Below are 20,733 nucleotides of genomic sequence, written 5' to 3' on the forward strand. Positions count from 1 at the left end.
ATGCTGACTATTTCGGCCGCCGAGGTCGACCGCGCGCTGACCTTTTCAGGTCTGGTCGAGACACTGCGCACCGCCTTCCGCGAAGGCGCCGTGCAGCCGGTGCGCCACCATCACGCGATCGAGCGGCCGGACGGCGCCGCCTCGACGCTTTTGTTGATGCCGGCCTGGACCGACTTCGACGCCGCCGGCACCTCGGCCGGCGGCCATATCGGCGTCAAGATCGTCACCGTCTCGCCGGACAATAACGCGATCGGCAAGCCGGCGGTGATGGGCCTCTATCTGCTGCTCGACGGCGTGACCGGCGAACCCCAGGCTCTGATCGACGGCCAGCGGCTGACGCAATGGCGGACCGCCTGCGCCTCGGCGCTCGCCGCATCCTATCTCGCCCGCGAGGACGCCTCGCGGCTCTTGGTGATCGGCGCCGGCGCGCTGTCACCCTTCCTCGCCAAGGCGCATTCGGCGGTGAGGCCCGTTAAGTCGATCCGCATCTGGAACCGCACGCCGGCCAATGCCGAAAAGGTCGCGGCGGCGCTGCATGCCGAAGGCTTTCCAGCAAGCGTGGCAGGCGACCTCGAAACCGAGCTTGGCGAGGCCGACATCGTCTCGTCGGCGACGATCACGACCGCGCCGCTGATCAAGGGCGCGCTGTTGAAGCCGGGCGCCCATGTCGACCTGGTCGGCGGCTTCACGCCGCAGATGCGCGAGAGCGACGACGATGCCATTTCCCGCGCCCGCGTCTATGTCGATACCCGCGCCGGCGCCACCAAGGAGGCCGGCGACATCGTGCAGCCATTGGCTTCCGGTGTCCTGAAGCCGGAAGCGGTCATCGCCGACCTGCACGAACTGGCGCGTGGCGAGAAACAGGGCCGGCAAAGCGAGAGCGAGATCACGCTGTTCAAGTCCGTCGGCGCAGCGCTTGAAGATCTCGCCGCCGGCATCGCCGTCTACAAGGCGCTCAGCACAAGCAAGTAAGAGGATAGGGTAGTGAGAAGCTCACACCCCTACCGCCATACCGCCCTACTGCCCTGCTGCCTCGTTCGGCCAATAGACACGCAGCCGATGACCGTCGGGATCGAGCGCGACGAACGTGCGTCCGAAATCCATGTCGGTCGGTGCCTGTAGCATTCTCAGCCCCCGTTCCGCCCAGTCCGCATGCGTGGCGTCGACCGCGGCCGCATTCTCCATCGCAAGCACGAGCTCGCCCCCCCCGCCCGCGGCGGCGGCCGCCGGTTCAACCGTGTGACGCGACCACAAGCCGAGCTTGAAGCCGTTGTCGAGGACGAACATGGCGAAGGTGGGCGAGGCCTCTACCGGCTGGCGCCCGAGCAGCGAGGCGTAGAACGCGCCGCTCTTCTCGGGGCTGTCGACATAGAGGATGACGAAATTGGGCGTGGTCATGTCGGTCTCCAAGGTGTTTGAACCTTGGCCAAGCTAGATCATCCCACTGTCAGATTCTGGCAGCAGCGATCAGCCAGTAGGCTCCTGCGCCGTTTTCAGGGCCGATTCATCGAGCGTCGCTCGCCATTCCTTGAGCATCGCCTGGCGGCGGCGCGGATAGCGGATCTCGGTGGCTGTGAGATCGGCCATGCGGTCGGCGCGGAAATGCCGGAAATCCTGGCGCAGCTCGCACCACGCCACCATCACCCGCACCTTGTCGAAGAAGCCGAGCGCGAACGGCCAGACCATGCGCTCAGAGGCCGCGCCGCCGGCGTCGCGGTAGAGGAAGCCGAGCTTGCGCTCGCTGCGGATCGCCTGCCTGACGATGCCGAGATCGATCGCCTCGCCGCTCGCTGAATTCGGCCCGACCAGCAGCGTCGTGGCGTCGAGATCGTCACGCAGATCGTCCGGCAAGACCGCCGCGATCTTGGACAACGCATCCGCCGCCGCCGCGGCCAGCCGCTTGTCCGGCTGTTTCGCCACCCAGCGCGAGCCGAGCACGATCGCCTCGACCTCCTCGTCGGTGAACATCAGCGGCGGCAGCATGAAGCCGGGCTTCAGCACATAGCCCAGCCCCGCCTCGCCTTCGATCGGCGCGCCCTGCCCCTGCAGCGTCGCGATGTCGCGATAGAGCGTGCGGATCGACACGCCCATTTCCTCCGCAAGCGTGCGGCCGCTGACCGGCCGGCGGTGGCGGCGCAGAATCTGGATCAGGTCGAGCAGGCGTTCGGAACGGGACATGACCGGAGACTTGCCCGTTTCTTCGGGCGAGGTCCATCGCATCGCGACAGAACAGCGCCGGACCATGCGGTTGCGAAGGTCAAGGGCCTATGCCAAAAGCGGCGTGCCGTTCCGGAGATTGTTCTTGAAGTCCTTTCGCGACCGAAACCGCGACAACCGTCCGCGCCAGCCGGCGAATCCCCCCAGCCAGTCGCGGCTGCGGGAGGCGGCTTCGGCGGAGAGGTCGGAGCCGCATCATCGTCAGGAAGCAAAACCAGCGCAGCGCCCTCTTGCACGCCGCGAAGGCCCGTTGCCCGCCGAGCGCCTGCCGCTGATCCTCGAGGTTGCGCCCAACGCCGACTATGCTCTGCTGGACAGCGGCGCCGGCGAAAAACTGGAGCAGTATGGGCCCTACCGCATCGTGCGCCCCGAAGGCCAGGCTATCTGGCAGCGGGCGCTTCCCGCCAAGGAATGGCGGCGCGCCGACGCCATCTTCACCGGCGACACCGACGAGGAAGGCATCGGCCGCTGGCGTTTTCCAAAAACGCCGCTCGGCGAGACCTGGCCGATGAAGCATGACGGCATCGACTATCTCGGCCGCTTCACCTCATTCCGCCATGTCGGCGTCTTTCCCGAACAAGCCTCGCATTGGGACCACATGGCCGGCCTGATCGCCGCTGCAGGGCGACCGGTCAAGGTGCTGAACCTCTTCGGTTACACAGGCCTTGCCTCGCTGGTGGCGGCGCGCGCCGGCGCAGAGGTTACTCATGTCGACGCCTCGAAGAAGGCGATCGGATGGGCGCGCGAGAACCAGGAGAGAGCGGGCCTCTCCGACAAGCCGATCCGCTGGATCGTCGAGGACGCGGTTAAGTTCGCCGAGCGTGAGGAGCGCCGTGGCAGCCACTATGACATCGTGCTCTTCGACCCGCCCGCGTATGGCCGCGGTCCCAAGGGCGAGGTCTGGCAATTGTTCGAGGATCTGCCGGGGCTCACCGATCTCTGCCGCTCGATCCTGACGCCGAAGCCGATCGCCGTGGTGCTGACCGCCTATTCGATCCGCGCCTCCTTCTTCGCCATCCATGCCTTGATGCGGGAAGCCTTCGCCGGCATGGGCGGCACGGTCGAATCCGGCGAGCTGATCATCCGCGAGAAATCCGCCGGCCGCGCGCTGTCGACCTCGCTGTTCTCGCGCTGGGTGGCTTGAATGGTCCCGCATGATGGAGCCCGGCCCGTCGGGCAGGTCAAGGAAGTCACCAGCCTCGCCAATCCGCTGGTCAAGGACATCAAGGCGCTGGCGCTGAAGAAGTTTCGCGACCAGCAGAACGCCTTCATGGCGGAAGGCCTGAAGCTGGTCATCGACGCACTCGACCTCGGCTGGTCGATCAGGACGCTCGTCTTCGCCAAGGCCGGGCGCGGCAACGCGGCGATAGAAAAGGTCGCGGCGCGCACTGTCGCCGCCGGCGGCACTGTGCTCGAAGTCTCGGAAAAGGTGCTGGCGGCAATCACCCGCCGGGAAAATCCGCAAATGGTCGTCGGCGTCTTCGTCCAGCAGACGCTGCCGCTGAAGGATATCCGTGCCACGGACGGCGACGTCTGGGTCGCGCTCGACCGGGTTCGCGATCCCGGCAATCTCGGCACCGTCATCCGCACCGTCGACGCCGTCGGCGCCAAGGGCGTCATCCTGGTCGGCGACACCACCGATCCGTTTTCGCTTGAAACCGTGCGCGCCACCATGGGCTCGATCTTTGCCGTGCCGGTCGCGAAGGCGACGGAGCAGGCTTTTCTGGCCTGGCGACGCGACTTTCCGGGCCTCGTCGCCGGAACGCATCTGAAGGGCGCGGTCGACTACCGTTCGGTCGACTTTTCGAGAGGCCCGGTGCTGCTGTTGATGGGCAACGAGCAGCAGGGCCTGCCCGACAGCCTTGCGGATAGTTGCGACCGGCTGCTCAGGATCCCGCAGGCCGGACGCGCCGATTCTCTCAATCTGGCGGTTGCCACCGGCGTCATGCTGTTCGAAATCCGGCGTGGCGCGTTGAAGCTCGACCCCACTGCCGACTCGCGATGAGGGCTGCGAAAACGTGAAATCCTGGTCCCCTTACGCCCTGCTGGTCGTGCTCGCTATCGCACTCGACCAGTGGATAAAACAGCTGGTGGAAAACGGCCTCGCCTTCCAGGAAAAGGTCGATCTTCTGCCTTTCCTGGCGCTGTTTCGCACCTACAACACCGGCATCGCCTTCTCGATGTTCTCGTCCTTCGGCGACACCGGCCTGGTGGCCATCGCCGCGCTTGTCGTCGCCTTCGTGCTGTATCTGGCGGTGCGCACGCCCGCCGGCCACGTCCTTGCCCGGATCGGCTTCGCCCTGATTGTCGGCGGCGCGCTCGGCAATCTGATCGACCGCGCGGTCTACGGCCACGTGATCGACTATATTCTTTTCCACACGCCGGTCTGGTCCTTCGCGGTGTTCAACTTTGCCGACGCCTTCATTTCGGTCGGCGCCGCGCTGGTCGTGTTCGACGAGCTGATCGGCTGGCGGCGGGAAACCAGGTCCCAGGATCCAGGCAATTGACCAAGCGCGGCCACCGCCGCAAATTTGTTTCAAACAAAACGAGGAGACCAAGTGTCCGATACCTTCAAAGCCATCCTCGTTTCGCGCGACGCCGAGAAGAATCAGTCGGTCGAGATCGTCGACCTCACCGAAGCTGACCTGATGGAAGGCGATGTCACCGTCGCCGTCGAGGCGACGACGGTGAATTACAAGGATGGGCTGGCCATCACCGGCAAGGCCCCGGTCGTGCGCCGCTGGCCGCTGGTGCCCGGCATCGATTTCGCCGGCACTGTCATCGAATCTTCGCACCCCGACTGGCGCAAGGGCGACAAGGTCATCCTCAATGGCTGGGGCGTCGGCGAGACGCATTACGGCGCCTTTGCCGCCCGCGCCCGCGTCAAGGGCGACTGGCTGGTGCCGCTGCCCGACGGGATGAGCCCGCATGATGCGATGGCAGTCGGCACCGCCGGCTATACGGCAATGCTCGCCGTCATGGCGCTGGAGCGGCATGGCATCGTGCCGGATCGCGGACCGGTGGTGGTGACGGGGGCCGCCGGCGGCGTCGGCTCGGTCGCCATCTCGATCCTTTCCACCCTCGGCTACCATGTGATCGCCTCGACCGGGCGCAATGCTGAAAGCCCCTATCTGATCGACCTCGGCGCGGCTGAGGTGATCTCACGGGACGACCTCAGCCAGCCGGCCAAGCCGCTGGCCAAGGAACGCTGGGCCGGCGGCGTCGACTCGGTCGGCACCCATACACTGGCCAACGTGCTGTCGATGACGTCCTATGGCGGCGCGATCGCCGCGTGCGGCCTGGCCGGCGGCATGGACCTTCCGACGAGCGTCGCCCCCTTCATCCTGCGCGGCGTATCGCTGCTCGGCATCGATTCCGTCATGGCGCCGAAAGCGGTCCGCCTCGAGGCGTGGCGCCGCATCGGCGCCGACCTCGACCTCCAGAAACTGTCGACCCTGTCGCGCTCGATCGGCTTCGACGGCATCATCGGCGCTGCGCGCGATATTGTGGAGGGCAGGATCAGAGGCCGCGTGGTCGTCGATCTGTAGGGCGATCCCAGGAATAGCGTTCGGCGATTTCCCGTCCGAACTGCCCAAAATCAGGCAAAAACTGCCGGTTATCGGCACGGACGACTAAAATTCGAACGATCCGCCGCAATCTTCCATAATCTCTGTCTGGCAAGGTTTTCCGCATGCTCGCGGACTCCGACTTCAGACAGGACAGCAAAGCCGCAGGCGACGACGGACTGGGTCCTGACGCGCCGAAGCGGCAGGTGCTTGTCGCGCCGCCGCTGGTCCCCGCATTGCAAGCGGACAATCATGAAGGCCTGCCGTTCCTGACGATCGTCGCCATAGTCGTCCTGGCCGGGCTGGCGCATCTCACCGGAGCGCCGATCTTCATCACCATAGGCCTCCTGGCGACGGGTCTGGGCGGCCTGATGATGCATCTGCGCAACCAGCGCGCCGAGCGGCGCACCGCCGCACTTCTCGACGAGACGGCCGCCCGTAGCCGCGCCGAGATCGAGACCCTCGCCGATCGCATGTGGGAGATGCAGGAGAGCGAAGAGCGTTTTCGCGGTCTGATCGATGCGCTCGGCGACCTCGTTGTCCATCGCGACCGCGACGGCCACATCGTCTACGCCAACAAGGTGTTCGCCTCGCTCGTCGAGATCGATCAGCGCGACCTCGCAGGCAAGACGCTTTCCGAGCTCGGCATCGACGTCGGCGTCGTGCCCGAGGCCGCCTTTTCGGATCATGAATGCCTGAGCTCCACCGATGTCGCCATCCGCACGCCGAACGGGCCGCGCTGGTTCTCCTGGATCGAGCTCTCGGTGCGGGACAGGGACACCGGTGCTGTTTCGCACCGGGCGATCGCCCGTGACATCACCGCCCGCAAGCGCGCCGAATCGTCGCTGATCACCGCCCGCGAGCGGGCCGAATACGCCAGCCAGGCCAAGTCGCGCTTCCTTGCCACCGTCAGCCACGAGATCCGCACGCCGATGAATGGCATCATGGGCATGGCGAAGCTGCTTGCCGACACCGACCTGTCGCCCGAGCAGCGTACCTATGTCGGCGCCGTCTCGACTTCCGCAAGCTCGCTGCTGGCGCTGATCGAGGATCTGCTCGACTACTCCAAGATCGAGGCCGGCCGCTTCGATCCCGAGCCGCAGCCGACATCACTGCGTGAGATCGCCGACAACATCATCGAGCTGCTGGCCGCGAAGGCCTTCTCCAAGACCATCGGCCTCGGCTGTCACGTCGAACCCGACGTGCCGCAGATGATCACCGCCGACCCCGGTCGCGTGCGCCAGGTGCTGCTCAACCTCATCGGCAATGCCGTCAAGTTCACCGACACAGGCGGCGTGCTGCTTACCGTCGCGCGCGCCAGCACCGAGAGCACCGACCGCATCCGCTTCACCATCGCCGACACCGGTCCGGGGCTGCGCGAAGAGGATATGGAGCGCATCTTCGAGGAATTCGAGCAATCCGACGGTACTTCGACCAGGGTGCACGGCGGCGCCGGTCTCGGCCTCGCCATCTCCAAGCGCCTGGTGATCGCCATGGGCGGCACGATCTCGGTTTCGAGCCGGCTAGGCGAGGGATCCGAATTCGTCTTCGACATTCCGGCGACCGCGGCAACCCAACCGCCACAGTATCGCCGGGACATCCTCTCGGGCCGGCGCGCGGTGATCGTGTCCAAGAATGCCATCGAGGCCGATGCCATCGCTCGCACCATCCGCGCGCATGGCGGTGCCGTCGAGATCGCGGCCACGCCGGACCAGGCCATTGCGCTCGCCGCCGGCTGCAACGTGCTTCTGGTCGACGCCGCGCTCGAGAACAGCGACGGCCGCCTGCTCAAGCGGCTGCGTCAGAGCGGTTTTGTCGACTGCCAGGCCATCACCCTGATCACACCCGCCGATCGCGGCATGCTTGGCGAATTCCGCGCCAACGGCTACGCGACGTTCCTCGCCCGGCCGGTGCGCGGCGAAACGCTGCTGCGCGTGCTGTTGACCAGCCATGTGCCGGCACCCGCCGAGCCGCGGTCGGAACCGCGCGGCACCGCGTCCGTCCGCCGCCGCGACAAGGGCCTGTCCGTGCTGATCGCGGAGGACAATGACATCAACGCGATGCTTGCCCGCGCCACGCTGCTCAAGGCTGGACATCGCGTCAAGATCGTCAGCAACGGCAAGGCCGCGGTCGAAGCCGTCACCGACGCCGGCCTCAAGCATCGTTTCGATGTCGTGCTGATGGATCTCCACATGCCGGTGATGGACGGGCTGGACGCGATCGCCGCCATCCGCCGCCATGAGGAAGCGCTTGCCGTGCCGCCGATCCCGATCATGGTGCTTTCCGCCGACAGCCAGGAAAAGACGCGCCACACGGTTTTGGCCCACGGCGCCAGCGGCTTCGTCACCAAGCCTCTCGACCCCGATGCGCTCGTCCAGGCCGTCGAGAGCCAGGCAGCGGCGTAACGAATTTTTTAGACTTTCCGGAACGCCTTGGATTGCTTGGCTTTCGCAGCCATAAGATAGCCGGTTGAGGGTATTGCCCAGCCGACGAAGTATTGCCGGGATCGCCGTATCACGGTACTGTCACAATCCTGTTGCACCTACACCGTATCCCCGTGCCAAGAGGGATGGCTCGAAGGAGAATCACTCGTGCATACAGTCATGCCTGAATGCGATACTCGGCCGAACGCCAGCGCCCTTCTCGGCGCGCGTGCCGCCGACGCTTTCGCAAGCGGCGCACCGCTGGGCCGCATCGGCAACCTGGAAGTGCGGCTCGCCCGCAACGGGGCCGAGATCGCCGCCGCCCAGGAAGTGCGTTATCGGGTATTCTATGACGAGCTCGGCGCGAGGAAGGATTTGTTCCAGGCGCAGGATCGGCGCGATGCCGACCGCTTCGACCCGCTCTGCGATCATCTCCTGGTTTTCGACACCTCGCTTCCCGGCCCAGAGCACCGCCGTATCGTCGGCACCTATCGCCTGCTGCGGCAGGAGATCGCCACCGCGGCGGGCGGCTTCTACTCCGAGGGCGAGTTCGAGCTGACCAAGCTGGTGGCGCGCCATCCGGGCCAACGCTTCCTGGAACTCGGGCGCTCCTGCGTGCTGCCGGAATACCGCTCCAAGCGCACCATCGAGGCGCTCTGGCAAGGCATCTGGGCCTATATCAACCACTATGGCATCGGCGTGATGACCGGCTGCGCCTCCTTCCACGGCACCGTGCCGGCGGCGCATGCGGAGGCGCTTACCTATCTCGCCCATCACTGCCGCACCGACCAGGCCTGGGATGTCCGGGCGGTGGCCGGCCGCTACTGCTCGATGGACTTGATGCCGATCGAGGCGGTCAATGCCAAGGCCGCGATCGCCGCCATGCCGCCGCTCGTCAAAGGCTATCTGCGTGTCGGCGCCCGCATCGGCGACGGCTGCGTCATCGACCACGAATTCTCGACCGTCGACATTTTCGTCGTCATGCCGGTCAAGGAGATCGGCGCCCGCTACGTCAACTACTATGGCGGCGAAGGCCAGCGTTTCGCGGCGTGAGTCTGGCGAATAGCGAATAGCGAATAGCGAATAGCGAATAGCGAATAGCGAAGGAACTAACGATAGTAGGCTGACTACAACAGCCCTATTCGCTACTCTCTATTCGCTATTCGCTGTTTGCTATCACGGAATATCCTCCGGCCTTCGCCCGGGCCGGCTCTTATAGGCCGGGAACGACCAGCCGAATTTGAGCGCCCCGCCCCGCACCAGGAAGGCCGCCGCAAAGCCGAGCAGGCTGGATGGCAGGGCCGACATGCCAACGAGATCGCCAACCGTGAAGAGCGCTGCACCCGCAAGCGCCGCGGTGACATAGATTTCGGGCCTGAGCAGCACGGAAGGCTCACCTGCGATCAGGTCGCGCAATATGCCGCCGAAGGTCGCGGTGAGCACCCCGGTGATGACCGAAACGACCGGGGAGCCGGTGATCGCCAGGCCCTTTGCAGCCCCCATCACCGCAAAGGCGGCAAGTCCGATCGCATCGAGCCAGAGCAGCAGCTTGTAGCGGGATTCCACACGATGGGCGCTGAAGAAGACAAGCACTGCCATCACGGCGCAGATCAGCACATAGCCGCTGTTGGCGACCCAGAACACCGGCAGGTTGAGAATGACGTCGCGCAGCGTTCCGCCACCAATGCCGGTGATGCTGGCCAGAAACAGGAAGCCGATGATATCGAGCTCTTTGCGTGACGCGGCAAGCGCGCCGGTCGCCGCGAAGACGGCGACGCCGGCATAGTCGAGCAGCTCGATGGGATTCATGGGCGAGCGAATAGTGATTGGCGAATAGTCAGTGCACAGTGAATATCACGAAGCGGTGCGGTTGGAACCGCCTTCCCTGTTCGCTATTCCCTATTCGCTATTGGCTCCCTTCACGCATCCTTCTCGGCCTGCTCGTTCACCGGACCCGGCTCGACTGGCGCTTCGGCGGCGGCGGCCTTTGGGCCGCCCTTGGAGACGCCGACCATCGCCGGCCTCAACACGCGCTCGCCGATCGAATAGCCGGGTTGCACGACCTGGACCACGGTCCCCGCCGGAACGTCGGGGTTGGGCACCTCGAACATCGCCTGATGGAAGTTCGGGTCGAACTTCTCGCCTTCGGGCGCAAGCTTCTTCACCCCGTGCCGCTCCAGCGCCGCCAGCATGGCGCGCTCGGTGAGGTCGACGCCCTCGATCAGCGCCTTGAAGCCGGCATCGCCGGAGGCCTTGGCCTCGGTCGGAATGGCGTCCAGCGCGCGGCGCAAATTGTCCGACACCGACAGCATGTCGCGCGCGAAATTGGCCACAGCGTAGGTGCGTGCGTCATGTACATCACGCGCGGTACGGCGCCGCAGATTCTCCATTTCGGCAGCTACGCGAAGCGCCCGATCCTTCAGTTCCTCGTTTTCCTTCAGCAACCGCACAAGCGCCTCATAGTCGCCGTCGACGCCGCCTTCCGCACGTTCGCCGGAAGCCCGGGCCTCGGAAGCCTGGCTGGCTTCGATTTCCTCGGGCGCGCGTTCGTCTTTTGCCTGGTCGCTCATCGCCGTTTCCCGTCATTCGGATTGGTTTGGATTTGCGCCCGATATCGAGGTTTAGGGGCCAAAAATCAAGGGGCAAGCACCGATGACGGCCCTTCCGCGATCGTTCCAAATTAATTCAAATTTTACCGTACCGGACGGCTTTGCTTGCCGCTAAGGGCCTATGCGGGAACCATTGGCGGGCTGCGAGAGTTTCGAAGCCGACACAGGATTTTGGGACCATGAAGGGCAACATCGGCGAAAGGCGCGCCAAGCTCGCCGACGATATCAGGCGACAGGTTGGCACCGAAGCGACCAAGCGCCTTCTGCGCACGCTTCCGGCATTTCGCCTGGAAAAAGAAGTGCCCAAGCAGTTCACGGATCTGCTCGACCGCCTGGACGGCGCCGAGACGGACAAGGCGGACGGCCAGCGGCAGCACTAGACCGCCCTTCCCCAGTTCCACAGCGTAAGGCGCTGAGGAGCTATGCGGCTCTGCGCTCGTCGCGCATCAGAGCCTCGCCATGACGGATCTCGGTGCCAAGCACCTTGAGGCACTCCCGCATGAACGACGCAAGGCCGGGCCATCCCTTTGCCGAAACCAGATTGCCGTCGACATGCGCGCCGGTCGGCGACACGTCGATATAGGTGCCCCCGGCAAGCGTCACTTCGGGCTCGCAATACTGCAGCGCCGCCACCTCCCTGCCGCGCACCACGCCGTCGACCGCGATCAGGATTTGCACACCGTGGCAGATGGTGAAGATCGGCTTGCCGGTCTCGTGGAAATGCCTGACCAGCGCCTGCACGCGCTTGTCGATGCGAATATATTCCGGCCCGCGTCCGCCCGCAGCGTAGACCGCGTCGTAATCGGCGGGATTCACCTCGGCGAATGTCTTGTTGAGGATATAGTCGTGGCCGAGCTTTTCCGTATAGGTCTGATGGCCCTCGAAGTCGTGCAGCGAGGTCTTGAGCACGTCGCCGGCCTTCTTGTCCGGGCAGACGACATGGACTGTGTGGCCGACCGCATGCATCGCCTGCTCAAAAACGAAAATCTCGTATTCTTCGCTGAACTCGCCAACGAGCATCAGTATCTTCTTGCCTACCATGCCGTTTCCTCCTTTGCCGGCTGTTTATTTCGGAGCGCGAAATAATCACCATATCCTAAGGGCAAGACGGCAAAAGAGAAAGTGAAATTCGCAGAAGTGGTCTGACCAGATTGTTGCAAAGAGGCGCGTAGAACTGAATCGACTGCGCCAAGACGTCAAAAGCAAGGTGCTTGGTCAGACCAAAGCTGCAGGCTCGCTTGGTTTACCGGATGGCTGCCTTCGGCGGTCAGCGCGGGGACGGCTCAGCCCGGGCGTTTGCGCCGCCAGGAATATTTCGGGCCCTTGGCTTCCGGCTCTACCGCCGGCTGGTAATAGACTGGCAAGCCTCCTGTGCGCCCTTCCTCCAGCCGCTTCAACAGCACCGGATTGGAGACCTCGAACTCGTCGAAGCCGAGCCGCAGCATATGCGGCAATTGATCGACCAGGACCTGGCCCGTGGCGCGCACCGCGCCTTTGAAGTTATGCCGGGTGCGCAGCAATTCGCCCTTGGAGAAGGAGCGGCCGTCGTTGAAGGCCGGGAAGGCAAGCGCCACCAGCGACAGCTGGTCGAGCAGGCCGACGATCTTGTCGAGCTCGTCGCCGGGGAGCAGGAGCACGCCGAGGCGCTCCTTGGCCGACCTGCGGATATCGTCATCGAGCCCGAGAAAGGCCTGCAACGGGAGGATGAAGCGGCCATTGCCGGCAAGCGCTTCGGCGCTCTCGGCATGGGTCCATTCGTCCTCGCGGAAACCGTTCGGGGTCCAGAGGCGGGTTTCCGATTTGGTCGGCTCAGTCATCAAAATTCCTAATGCCCTAAGATCCTAATGCCCTAAGAATGAAAGGATATGTCGCTGTTCAGGTCGGCCCGGAGTCGAAAATGGTGGCTTTCGAGAACGGGAGCGGAGCGTACTTCAACTACGCGAGCTCCGAAAGCGCAGGAACCCGCCATTTGCAGGCCGGCCTCACCTGAGTAGCGGCTGTCCTTAAAGTGATGCGTCGGTCAGCGACTTCTCCAGCCCCGACAGATGGATGCCGCACTCGGTCTTGGCGTGCCCCGCCCAGCGGCCGCTGCGCGCATCCTCGCCTGGCTGTACCGGCTGCGTGCAGGGGAAGCAGCCGATCGACAGATAGCCATAGGCGACCAGCGGGTTTTCGCGCAGCGCATGCGCGCGCATGTAGTCGGCCTGGTCGGATGTCGTCCAATGCGCGAGCGGATTGATGCGGATGCGCGAGCCGACGGCCTCGAAGACCGGGAGTGCCGCGCGCGTCGAAGCCTGGAAGCGCTTGCGCCCGGTGAACCAGGCGCGGAACGGCTCGACGCCACGCGCCAGCGGCTCGACCTTGCGCAGGTTGCAACAGGCGTCGGTATCGGTCTCATACAGCCTGCCGGTCGGATCGACGCGTTCGAGCGCCGCTTCGTCCGGCTTGATCACTCTCACATCGGTCAGGCCGAAATCGGCGACCAGCGCGTCGCGGTAGCCCAGCGTCTCCTCGAAATGCTTGCCGGTGTCGAGAAAGATCACTGGCAGCGAGCGGTCGATCTCGGCAATCATGTGCAGGAGGACTGCCGAATCGGCTCCGAAGGACGATACGGCGGCAACGTCGCCGCGGAAAAATTCACGCGCCGAGCGCTCGATGATCTCGATCGGCTTCAGATGGCCGAGCAGCGCGTCGAGCCCCGCCGCTTCCGCGGCAACGCCGGCCTCGACGCCGCCGATCCGGTCAAGCGGCCTTGGTTTCGCCAGCATAGAGCGCCTCCTTGAACGGCGCGGGACCGACACGGCGGTAGCTGTCGATAAAACGTTCACTGGGATTGAGCCGAAGGCCGAGATAGGTGTCGACGATCTGCTCGATGGCATCGGTGATTTCTTCCGAAGAGAAACCGCGGCCGATGATCTCGCCGACCGACGTGTTCTCGTCGGCCGAGCCGCCAAGCGTGACCTGGTAGAGCTCGGAGCCCTTCTTCTCCACGCCGAGAATGCCGATATGGCCGACATGGTGGTGGCCGCAGGCGTTGATGCAGCCGGAGATCTTCAGCTTCAGCTCACCGATCTCGCGCTGCCGCTCCAGCGAGGCAAAGCGGCGCGAGATTTCCTGGGCAACCGGGATCGAACGCGCGGTGGCAAGCGCGCAATAATCGAGGCCGGGGCAAGAGATGATATCGCTGATCAGGTTGGAATTGGCGGTCGCCAAGCCGATCTCGACCAGGGCGTCATAGACGGCCTTGAGGTCGGCGCGCGCCACATGCGGCAGGATCAGGTTCTGCTCGTGGCTGACGCGCAACTCGTCGAAGGCGTATTTCTCGGCGATGTCGGCGACCGCCTCCATCTGGCTGTCGGAGGCGTCGCCGGGCACCTCGCCGATGCCCTTGAGCGAGATCGTCACCGCCGCATAGTCGGGGTGGCGATGCGTTACGACATTCTGGTCGAGCCACTCCGAAAAACTCTTGGAATCGAGCCGCGTCTGCTTCACCTGCGCGTCGCCTTCCGGCCGGTCAGGCAATGCCGGCGGCGCGAAATAGGCATTGATCGCCTGGATGTCGGCGTCCGGCAGCTTCAGCTCCGCGTCCTTCAACTCCTGCCATTCGGCCTCGATCTGGCGGGTGATCTCCTCGACCCCGGTCTCGTGGACGAGGATCTTGATACGCGCCTTGTACTTGTTATCGCGGCGGCCATAGAGGTTGTAAACGCGCAGGATCGCCGTGCAGTAGGACAACAGCTCGGCTTCCGGCAGGAAGTCGCGGATCTTCTTGGCGACCATCGGCGTGCGGCCCTGGCCGCCACCGACATAGACGGCAAAGCCCAGCTCGCCGGCCGCGTTCTTCTTCAGATGCAGCCCGATGTCGTGCGTCTGGATGGCGGCGCGATCACGCTCGGCGCCGGTCACCGCGATCTTGAACTTGCGCGGCAGGTACGAGAACTCCGGATGCACCGACGACCACTGGCGCAGGATCTCCGCATAGGGACGCGGATCGGCAACCTCGTCGGCGGCCGCGCCGGCGAAATGATCCGCGGTGACGTTGCGGATGCAGTTGCCGCTGGTCTGGATGGCATGCATTTCGACACTCGCCAGATCAGCAAGGATCGCCGGGATGTCGGACAGCGCCGGCCAGTTGAACTGGATGTTCTGGCGCGTGGTGAAGTGGCCGTAGCCCTTGTCGTATTTGCGGGCGATGTGGCCGAGCATGCGCAATTGCCTGCTGTTCAGCGTGCCATAGGGCACGGCGATACGCAGCATATAGGCGTGCAGCTGCAAATAGACGCCGTTCATCAGCCGGAGCGGCCGGAACTGGTCCTCGGTGATATCGCCGGCAAGCCGGCGCTGCACCTGGTCGCTGAACTCGGCGACGCGGGCCTTTACGAAATCGTGGTCGAACTCGTCGTAACGGTACATGCTTCGTCTTTCAGGGCCCGTCCGCCCGCTTTCTTGTGTTCTATGCCGCCCGTGCCGGAGCCGGGCTCGCCTGCTTGCCGAGGTCGGTGCGGATGGTGGGGCCCGCGGCGCGGATCTTCTCGCGCAGCCGCACCGGCTCGACCGCGCCGTTGATCACGGTCACATCGATCAGGTTGACGTCGACGACTTCGTTGTTGGCAGCGGCCGCGGCGCCGATGGCCTCGAGCCGATCCTCCGCCGCCTTGTCATGGGCGATGTCGGCACGAGTGACGGCCTCCGCCCAGCCGCCATCGGCGTACCAGACGGCGATACCGTCCGAGAGCCTGTTCGCGGTCAGAACCTTCATTGCTCAACTCCTTCGGCCGCTACGCCGGCCGTATCTCCACGCGTGTGCGCCGCAAGCGGCTCGGATTGTTCGAAATTGGCGCCGGCGACCGCGTCGCCGATGATGGTCATGACCGGACCGGTAAGATCGGCGCGCGCTTCCAGCGACGGCAGGTCGGCGAGCGTGCCGTGGAAGCGGCGGCGATTGCCAAGGCTGGCATTCTCCACCACGGCGACGGCGGTATCGGGCGACAGCCCGGCTTCGATCAGCCGACCGGCGACCTCGGCTGCGACCGAGCGGCCCATATAGACGGCGACGGTGGCGCCGGAAATGGCAAGTTTTGCCCAATCGGGCAGTGAGTTGCCCTTGAGGTCATGCCCGGTGGTGAACACCATCGAGGACGTCACGCCGCGGAGCGTCAGCGGCAATTCGAAATCGGCGGCCGCGGCGAAGGCGGCGGTCACGCCCGGAACCACCTCATAGGCGATGCCGGCCTCGCGAAGTGCTGCCATTTCCTCGCCCGCCCGCCCGAACACAAGCGGATCGCCTGATTTCAGCCGCACCACGCGCTTGCCGGCGCGGCCAAGCTCGATGAGCAGAGCGTTGATTTCTTCCTGGCTCTTGGAATGGCAGCCCTTGCGCTTGCCGACAGGCAAGCGCTCGGCATCGCGGCGCCCCATGGCGACGATCGCTTCCGGCACCAGCGCGTCATAGACGATCCCGTCGGCCTCCATCAGCAGGCGGTGGGCGCGCAGCGTCAAAAGATCCTCCGCGCCCGGGCCGGCGCCGACCAGAGCGATGTGACCTGCGGTCGGCGCGTCCGAAGTCAGAAGTTCGAGCGCAGCACTATGCGCCCTGGCGAACTCTCCGGCTTCAACCGCCTTGGCCGGGAGGCCGGCGAAGAAATCGCTCCAGAACCGGCGGCGGCGATTGCCCTTCGGCAGCCGCTCGGCAGCAGTGCGAAACGACGACGCCAAGGCTGCCAGCCGGCCAAGCGACGGCGACAGCATGCGATCGATGCGCACCCGCAGCAGCTGCGCCAGCACAGGGCCGGCGCCCTCGGTGCCGATGGCGATGGCGACCGGCGCGCGGTTGACCAGCGCCGGTGTGAAGAAATCGCAGAGCTCAGGCCGGTCGACGGCGTTGACCGGAATGCCCAGCCGGCGGGCGTCTTCGACCACGCGGCGGTCGAGCGCCTCGTCGCCGCTGGCGGCAAACACCATGGCCGCGTCCTCGAGGTGCGCGGCATCGTAGGCGACGTCGACGTGGACAGCGCCGGCGGTTGCAATGAAATTCAGAAGCTCGGGATCGGCATTGTCCGCAATGATGCGCAGCGTCGCGTTTGACTGAGCAAGCAGCCTGGCCTTGGCCAGTGCCTCCTCGCCGTTGCCGACGATGGCCACGGCTTCGCCGTCGACCCGCAGGAAGACGGGGAAGGCGTTGAGCTTGGCATTGGCTGGCGACATGGCGATAAACAGTACGAGAACAGTCTGGCAGTTTTATGCGGGCCTGGGAAAAACCAGAAGGCAAGCACTCGCGCATCCCTTGATGGCAGGCAATCGCTTTTTCGCAGCCGCGAAAGGCAGGAGAAAAAAATTCTACGCCGGAGCTTGAGGTGGTCGGGCACCTCTCCGAGAGCTATTGATCCGGCATAGTTTTTAGCGCCGTGCAGCCGACACGGCAAAACGGTTTTTTCTAAATTCTACTAACTTAGTAGATGAAGACGCGGTCTTGCTGGAGGGTGAGGTCGCTGCCGCCTGCAGCACATCCTCCAGTCGTTGGTTCATCCGGAACTATCATGCTCGGCGGCACGTTTCGCTAACGATCCATCCCGTCGGTCGAGCCGCTCTCGCGGGCTCCATTTGTGCTCAAGGCAAGGAGGAAAATCATGAACATCAAGCTTAAACGCGGTCTCTGGGTGGTCGTGGCCGACGGCGAAAAGGCGCTTTTCCTCCGCAATGAAGGCGACAGCAAGTTTCCGAACCTCGAGGTGGTTCAGGAGATGGAGCAGGAAAATCCCGCCACCAGGGAGCAAGGCACCGATAAACCGGGCCGATACGCCGAAGGGCCACGCAGCGCGATCGAAGAGACGGACTGGCATCGCCTCGGCAAGGAACGTTTCGCAAGCGATATTGCCGACCGGCTCTACAAGCTTGCACATCGGGGTGAGTTCGACCAGCTCGTGCTGATCGCGCCGCCGCAGGTGCTCGGCGAGATGCGGCAGAAGCTGCACAAGGAAGTCAGCGAAAAAGTGCAGGCCGAAATCCCCAAGACGCTGACCAACCATACCGTCTTCGAGATCGAGAATCTGCTCAAAGCGGCCTGAGCGGCACGCAGGAACGCACATTGCAGGGGATTGATGCCCGTGGCCCCCTCATGGCGGCTCGCTCTGATTTTCTCATCCGGCGCCCGATCGCGGCGCCGATTTCCGTGTAGCGGTGGTTGCGTCACCGCCCCTCCCCCGACCATATTGCGAAGGGGCGACGGCCCTCGGGCGGCGCTTATCGACATCGTGAATTCTCGGAAGGCGCTCCATAGACAATGCCGCATGACACGCCCCTGATCGCCACCATCGTCGCCGGTTTGGGGCTTGCCTTCGTTTTCGGAGCATTGGCCAACCGATTCCGCATCCCGCCGCTGGTCGGCTATCTCGTGGGCGGGGTGCTGGTCGGGCCGAACACGCCGGGCTTCGTCGCCGACGCCAGCCTTGCCAACGAGCTCGCCGAGATCGGCGTCATCCTGCTGATGTTCGGCGTCGGCCTGCATTTCTCGCTGAAGGATCTTTTGTCGGTCCGCGCAATCGCCGTGCCCGGCGCCGTCGTGCAGATCGGCTTTGCCACGCTGCTCGGCGTCGGCCTCGCCTGGCTGCTTGGCTGGTCGCTCGGTGCCGGCCTTGTCTTCGGCCTCGCGCTCTCCGTCGCCTCGACCGTCGTCCTGCTGCGCGCCATGCAGGAGCGGCGGCTGATCGAGACCGAGCGCGGCCGCATCGCCGTCGGCTGGCTGATCGTCGAGGATTTGGCCATGGTGCTGGCGCTGGTGCTTTTGCCGGCGCTCGCCGGCGTGCTTGGCGGCCAGCCGCAGGCCGACGACCATGCGAGCCTGCTTTCGCTGCCCGCCAGCCACGGCATATGGGGCGTGGTCGGCATAACGCTGGCCAAGGTCGTCGCCTTCGTCGTCGTCATGCTGGTCGTAGGCCGCAGGGTCATCCCCTGGATCCTGCACTATGTCGCCCATACCGGCTCACGCGAGCTGTTCCGGCTCTCGGTGCTTGCCATCGCGCTCGGCGTCGCCTTCGGCGCGGCGAAGCTGTTCGGCGTCTCGCTGGCGCTCGGCGCCTTCTTCGCCGGCATGGTCATGAGCGAGTCCGAGCTCAGCCACCGGGCGGCGGAAGAATCGCTGCCGCTGCGCGACGCTTTTTCCGTGCTGTTCTTCGTTTCCGTCGGCATGCTGTTCGATCCGTTCAGCCTGGTCAGCAACGGCCTGCCGATCCTGGCGACCTTAGCCATCATCCTCATCGGCAAATCGCTCGCCGCTTTCGTCATCGTCATCGCCTTCCGCTATCCGGTCGCGACCGCGCTGATTATCTCGGCCAGCCTTGCCCAGATCGGCGAATTCTCCTTCATCCTGGCCGAGCTCGGCGTCGGGTTGAAGCTTCTGCCCGAACAGGGCCGCGACCTCATTCTGGCCGGCGCCATCCTGTCGATCCTGCTCAACCCGCTGATGTTCCTGATCGTCGACAGGATGAAGCCGTGGCTGGAAAAGCGCGCCGGCAAAACGGCAGAGCCCGAGGAATCAAGGCCGATCGGCCCGGCGACCGAGCCCGGCCAGGTGGCCTCGGCGGCGGCAGTGTCTGAAAGCGAGAATGGTCTGCCGCCGCGAACGGGACTCACCGACCATTCCATCCTGATCGGCTATGGACGTGTCGGCAGCCTCGTGGGTGCCGCGCTGAAACAAGCCGCCCTGCCCTTCCTGGTTGTCGAGGATGCCGACAAGACGCTGGCGAAGCTGAGGGCCGAGGGCGTCGAAACGGTGGCCGGCAACGCCGCCAATCCGGACGTCTTCGCGGCCGCCAATCCGGAAGGCGCCAAACGGCTGATCCTCGCCATCCCCAACGCCTTCGAGGCGGGACAGGTGGTGCTGCGGGCGCGCGCGGCCAATCCCGGCATCAGCGTCATTGCGCGCGCCCATTCCGATGCCGAGGTCGAGCATCTCGAGGCTCTCGGCGCCGACACCGTGATCATGGGCGAGCGCGAAATAGCACGCGGCATCGTCGAGGCGGTTACCGGCATGTCACCCGCTCGGTTGGACGACGCCGCTGCCGAGATCAGGCCGCGGCCTGCCTGACGCTCGCCCGCACAAACCAAGCGGATCAGGAAACGAATAACGGAAGCGATGTCGCTGAGATGGAAGTCACACGTGCTGGCCGCCATTGATGTGGATTTCCGAGCCGGTCACGTAGGACGCCTGGCCCGAACACAGGAAAAAGATGATGTCGGCCACTTCCGACGTGGCGCCCAGCCTTCTCAGCGGGATCGTCTCGACGATCTTGTCGGTGCCGGGCGACAGGATCGCCGTGTCGATCTCGCCCGGCGCGATCGCATTGACGCGGATGCCGTGCGGCCCGAAGTCATGCGCCATCTCGCGCGTCAGAGAACCCAGCGCCGCCTTCGACGTCGCATAGGCCGTGCCGGCAAATGGATGCACGCGGGTGCCGGCGATCGAGGTGACGTTGACGATCGAGCCCTTGGCGGCGGCGAGTTCCTTGAACAGCCCTCTCGCCAGCATGATCGGCGCGAAGAAATTGACCTGGAACACGTCGCGCCAGACATGCATCGGCGTCTCGATCGAGTTCATCCGGCCGCCGTCCTTGAGCTTCGGCGAGATGCCGGCATTGTTGACCAGCGCGTGCAACTGCCCGCCATGCGCCTCCAGCCGGTGACGGATTTCCGAGACGGCAATGCCGACATCCTCCTGGTCGGCAAGGTCGACCTTGATGTGGTCCTCGGGACCGGCCGGCCATGGGCAGTCCTCGGCAAAGGCCTGTCGCGAGCAGGTGATGACGCGCCAGCCCTCGCGTGAAAAGCGTTTCACCGTCGCATGGCCGATGCCGCGGCTGGCGCCGGTGAGCACGATGGTTTTTCTGCTGTCGATTTCGGCCATGGCTTGATCTCCGGCCGGAC

At 64.8% G+C, this 20,733-nt stretch carries 21 protein-coding genes; 10 read left to right on the forward strand and 11 right to left on the reverse strand.

The features are described from left to right. Positions 1–972, forward strand: coding sequence for an ornithine cyclodeaminase family protein (locus tag A9K66_RS00855; protein WP_067318887.1), 972 nt, complete (start codon positions 1–3; stop codon positions 970–972). Positions 973–1,017: 45 nt separating this feature from the next. Here A9K66_RS00855 and A9K66_RS00860 read toward each other — a convergent pair whose 3' ends face one another. Continuing rightward, entirely contained in the window at positions 1,018–1,398 is a 381-nt protein-coding gene (locus A9K66_RS00860) for a VOC family protein (RefSeq protein ID WP_067319618.1), read from the reverse strand. A 69-nt stretch (positions 1,399–1,467) separates the two neighbouring features. Then, positions 1,468–2,178 carry a YafY family protein gene (locus A9K66_RS00865; protein WP_067319619.1) on the reverse strand — a complete coding sequence of 237 codons (711 nt, stop codon included), beginning with the start codon at positions 2,176–2,178 and terminating at the stop codon, positions 1,468–1,470. 124 nt (positions 2,179–2,302) lie between these two features. On the opposite strand from A9K66_RS00865, the gene A9K66_RS00870 reads away from it, so the two are divergent. The 6 genes from A9K66_RS00870 to A9K66_RS00895 all read left to right on the forward strand — a co-directional run bounded on the left by A9K66_RS00870 (position 2,303) and on the right by A9K66_RS00895 (position 9,259). Continuing rightward, complete coding sequence (locus A9K66_RS00870; RefSeq protein ID WP_067318889.1) at positions 2,303–3,361, forward strand: class I SAM-dependent rRNA methyltransferase; 1,059 nt, start codon at positions 2,303–2,305, stop codon at positions 3,359–3,361. Beyond that, on the forward strand, positions 3,362–4,222 hold the full coding sequence (locus A9K66_RS00875) for an RNA methyltransferase (protein WP_067318891.1): 861 nt from the start codon (positions 3,362–3,364) through the stop codon (positions 4,220–4,222). It abuts the gene before it with no gap. 13 nt (positions 4,223–4,235) lie between these two features. Continuing rightward, positions 4,236–4,724: a signal peptidase II gene (gene lspA, locus A9K66_RS00880; protein ID WP_067318893.1), complete on the forward strand. Its 489-nt coding sequence runs from the start codon at positions 4,236–4,238 to the stop codon at positions 4,722–4,724. Positions 4,725–4,775: 51 nt separating this feature from the next. Next, positions 4,776–5,765, forward strand: coding sequence for an MDR family oxidoreductase (locus tag A9K66_RS00885; protein WP_067318895.1), 990 nt, complete (start codon positions 4,776–4,778; stop codon positions 5,763–5,765). A gap of 143 nt (positions 5,766–5,908) precedes the next feature. Next, the gene (locus A9K66_RS00890) at positions 5,909–8,188 is read left to right on the forward strand and encodes a PAS domain-containing hybrid sensor histidine kinase/response regulator (RefSeq protein WP_067318897.1); all 2,280 of its coding nucleotides are present in this window, start codon (positions 5,909–5,911) and stop codon (positions 8,186–8,188) included. 186 nt (positions 8,189–8,374) lie between these two features. Beyond that, the gene (locus A9K66_RS00895) at positions 8,375–9,259 is read left to right on the forward strand and encodes a GNAT family N-acetyltransferase (protein ID WP_082953625.1); all 885 of its coding nucleotides are present in this window, start codon (positions 8,375–8,377) and stop codon (positions 9,257–9,259) included. 123 nt (positions 9,260–9,382) lie between these two features. Here the strand turns inward: A9K66_RS00895 and A9K66_RS00900 are convergent, their stop codons facing one another. Beyond that, positions 9,383–10,015, reverse strand: coding sequence for a trimeric intracellular cation channel family protein (locus tag A9K66_RS00900; protein ID WP_067318898.1), 633 nt, complete (start codon positions 10,013–10,015; stop codon positions 9,383–9,385). 110 nt (positions 10,016–10,125) lie between these two features. Next, the gene (gene grpE / locus A9K66_RS00905) at positions 10,126–10,776 is read right to left on the reverse strand and encodes a nucleotide exchange factor GrpE (protein WP_067318900.1); all 651 of its coding nucleotides are present in this window, start codon (positions 10,774–10,776) and stop codon (positions 10,126–10,128) included. Positions 10,777–10,994: 218 nt separating this feature from the next. On the opposite strand from grpE, the gene A9K66_RS00910 reads away from it, so the two are divergent. Beyond that, the gene (locus A9K66_RS00910; protein ID WP_067318902.1) at positions 10,995–11,195 is read left to right on the forward strand and encodes a hypothetical protein; all 201 of its coding nucleotides are present in this window, start codon (positions 10,995–10,997) and stop codon (positions 11,193–11,195) included. Between the two features lie 40 nt (positions 11,196–11,235). On the opposite strand, the gene A9K66_RS00915 is transcribed toward A9K66_RS00910, so the two are convergent. The 6 genes from A9K66_RS00915 to cysG all read right to left on the reverse strand — a co-directional run bounded on the left by A9K66_RS00915 (position 11,236) and on the right by cysG (position 17,019). Further along, positions 11,236–11,856, reverse strand: a complete 621-nt coding sequence (locus A9K66_RS00915) for a DJ-1/PfpI family protein (protein ID WP_067318906.1) — start codon at positions 11,854–11,856, stop codon at positions 11,236–11,238. A 242-nt stretch (positions 11,857–12,098) separates the two neighbouring features. Further along, positions 12,099–12,632, reverse strand: a complete 534-nt coding sequence (locus A9K66_RS00920; protein WP_067318908.1) for a DUF934 domain-containing protein — start codon at positions 12,630–12,632, stop codon at positions 12,099–12,101. Between the two features lie 186 nt (positions 12,633–12,818). Beyond that, on the reverse strand, positions 12,819–13,583 hold the full coding sequence (locus A9K66_RS00925) for a phosphoadenylyl-sulfate reductase (RefSeq protein ID WP_067318910.1): 765 nt from the start codon (positions 13,581–13,583) through the stop codon (positions 12,819–12,821). Continuing rightward, positions 13,558–15,228: a nitrite/sulfite reductase gene (locus A9K66_RS00930; RefSeq protein WP_067318911.1), complete on the reverse strand. Its 1,671-nt coding sequence runs from the start codon at positions 15,226–15,228 to the stop codon at positions 13,558–13,560. The genes A9K66_RS00925 and A9K66_RS00930 overlap by 26 nt, the downstream gene beginning before the upstream one ends. Before the next feature lie 40 nt (positions 15,229–15,268). After that, entirely contained in the window at positions 15,269–15,574 is a 306-nt protein-coding gene (locus A9K66_RS00935; RefSeq protein ID WP_067318912.1) for a DUF2849 domain-containing protein, read from the reverse strand. Beyond that, the gene (cysG, locus tag A9K66_RS00940; protein WP_067318913.1) at positions 15,571–17,019 is read right to left on the reverse strand and encodes a siroheme synthase CysG; all 1,449 of its coding nucleotides are present in this window, start codon (positions 17,017–17,019) and stop codon (positions 15,571–15,573) included. Before cysG ends, A9K66_RS00935 begins: the two co-directional genes overlap by 4 nt. Positions 17,020–17,438: 419 nt before the next feature. Between cysG and A9K66_RS00945 the strand changes: the two genes are divergently transcribed. Together A9K66_RS00945 and ybaL are read left to right on the forward strand one after the other, a co-directional pair. After that, a complete protein-coding gene (locus tag A9K66_RS00945) occupies positions 17,439–17,879 on the forward strand; it encodes a host attachment family protein (RefSeq protein WP_197507434.1) in 441 nt (146 codons plus the stop codon). Between the two features lie 215 nt (positions 17,880–18,094). Next, positions 18,095–19,897, forward strand: a complete 1,803-nt coding sequence (ybaL, locus tag A9K66_RS00950) for a YbaL family putative K(+) efflux transporter (protein WP_067318917.1) — start codon at positions 18,095–18,097, stop codon at positions 19,895–19,897. 66 nt (positions 19,898–19,963) lie between these two features. Here the strand turns inward: ybaL and A9K66_RS00955 are convergent, their stop codons facing one another. After that, complete coding sequence (locus A9K66_RS00955; RefSeq protein ID WP_067004093.1) at positions 19,964–20,713, reverse strand: SDR family oxidoreductase; 750 nt, start codon at positions 20,711–20,713, stop codon at positions 19,964–19,966. Positions 20,714–20,733: the final 20 nt, after the last annotated feature.

Origin of the sequence: Mesorhizobium sp. AA23 (assembly GCF_001672435.1) — a bacterium.
In the GTDB taxonomy this organism is placed as follows: Bacteria; Pseudomonadota; Alphaproteobacteria; order Rhizobiales; family Rhizobiaceae; genus Mesorhizobium.